Source organism: Lactobacillus porci (genome assembly GCF_009695985.1).
Taxonomy (GTDB): Bacteria; Bacillota; Bacilli; order Lactobacillales; family Lactobacillaceae; genus Lactobacillus; species Lactobacillus absianus.
The window spans coordinates 1-1,648 of the sequence record NZ_VUMX01000069.1 but is presented as its reverse complement, the minus strand read 5'-3'; the positions used below and the strand labels follow the sequence as shown (position 1 = coordinate 1,648).

At 38.0% G+C, this 1,648-nt stretch carries 2 protein-coding genes; both read left to right on the top strand.

Going from position 1 to position 1,648, the window contains the following annotated elements; all coding sequences use genetic code 11:
• Positions 1-188 (top strand): transposase (locus FYJ62_RS10460; protein ID WP_195837431.1); only part of this gene is annotated, 188 nt, incomplete at its 5' end.
• Between the two features lie 295 nt (positions 189-483).
• Positions 484-1,440: a zinc ribbon domain-containing protein gene (locus FYJ62_RS10455; protein WP_154549571.1), complete on the top strand. Its 957-nt coding sequence runs from the start codon at positions 484-486 to the stop codon at positions 1,438-1,440.
• The last annotated feature ends 208 nt before the right edge of the window (positions 1,441-1,648 follow it).

The following is a 1,648-nucleotide window of genomic DNA, read 5'->3' as shown; positions in this document are numbered from 1 at the left end:
CGAACATGATCGAATCGATAAACCGCATGATCAAGCGAAAGACCGATCCTAAATCAGAGTTCCCTAGCGAAGAATCACTGGACAACTTTTTGGGTAGCCAAGTTATCGACTATAACGACCGCAACGCCAATCGAGTTCACAAGGGCTTTGGTCAAGTAGCAGACACCTTGGAATCGTACTTCGATTAAAAAACAGTTAAAGAATCAATTAGCCGGAAAGATTTATTTACACAAAAGAATTGACAGTCTCTACGGTCAAGACTTAAACTGTTAACAATAATCATTTAAGAGATACTGAGAAAAGTCGAAGAGAGATGATTGCTTTTTTATAACTCAACTATTTCATAATAAATGATTGTTCACATATGTGTTGTAGCTAATAATTCAAATTTTGTCATTGTAATTAGTTAATCAAGCAAACTGGATGAGAACAATCGGATAAGGCTAACTATTTTGGATTTACATAGTAAGAGAGGAATAAGAAATGAAGATATGTCCAAATTGTGGTTCTTCAATGGATGAAGAAACTAATTTCTGTACTAAGTGCGGGACTGACTTACGGAATGTTGCTCCTAGCGTGCAAGGAAATGAAGCTGCTCCAGAAGCAAATTTAGCTGCCCAGGAAGAGCCTGTACAAGAAAACGCAACTCCAGAACAAACAGCTACTGATGTTCAAAATAGACCAGCTACGACTAGAGCTGAAGCCAAGCAGCAATCAATTACTGCTTCACAATTGACTAATGCGGCTGCTAATCAACTTTCTAATGCTGCAAATTATGCAAAGGAAAACTTTAACTTTGATGCCGCTAATATGTGGCAATGGTTCGTTAATTCTTGGAAGCATCCATTTGCTGATCAAGAAGCCGAAAGATGGTATGGTTGGGTAACACTTTTAGTTGAAGACTTCTTACTGGGTCTAGGTCTGTATATTTTTGAACAAAGATCTGCTCGAGGCTTTGATTCAACCTGGAATAGTAATGTAGCCAATTCTACCTCAGGCGCAACTTTCTCAGTTGTCTTTGAAATGATTATCTTCTTGGCATTAATTGAATTATGCTGGATTTTTGCCTGCTTTATTTCATATAAGGTGATTTACAACAAGAAACGCGACTTGCTTGATTTGACTAATCACATTGTACAAACTAGCAACTTAAATGCAATCTTTGTTGTAATTTACTTCCTCAGCATGATGTTTACCAGTACAACTGGTGGCGTTCTCCCAATTTTAATGCTGGTCTTAATTGAAATATTCTTTAGTAAGGCGATTACAGTATCTTTGCTTGGGGATAATGGTGAAGCTCATGATAAGTTCTATGGCTACATCTTGTTCTTAGCAATTCAAGGCATTACTACCTTAATCCTCATTATGGTTATCGGCAGCTCAGTAATTAGCCAAATTAAATCATACTTGGGATCAAGCTTCTGGAGCATGTTCGAATAACTACTTAAACTTCCCACACCAAAAAGAACTATGAAGCCTTGAAAACTCAATAGTTTAACCAGTAAATATTCAATTATGCTGCTAGTGATGGCGATATAGCCTCTTGCATGTACTTCGGGAGGCGGGAAATGAAAGCTTTGGTGAACCTTTCCATCTGCTCTTCTGTCAGTTGGAAGATCTCTTTCACGCTCTCGAACATGGCTTCCAC

Excerpts from the sequence above, each read along its gene's own strand:
- FYJ62_RS10455 (WP_154549571.1), top strand. The coding sequence starts at position 484 with ATGAAGATATGTCCAAATTGTGGTTCTTCAATGGATGAAGAAACTAAT.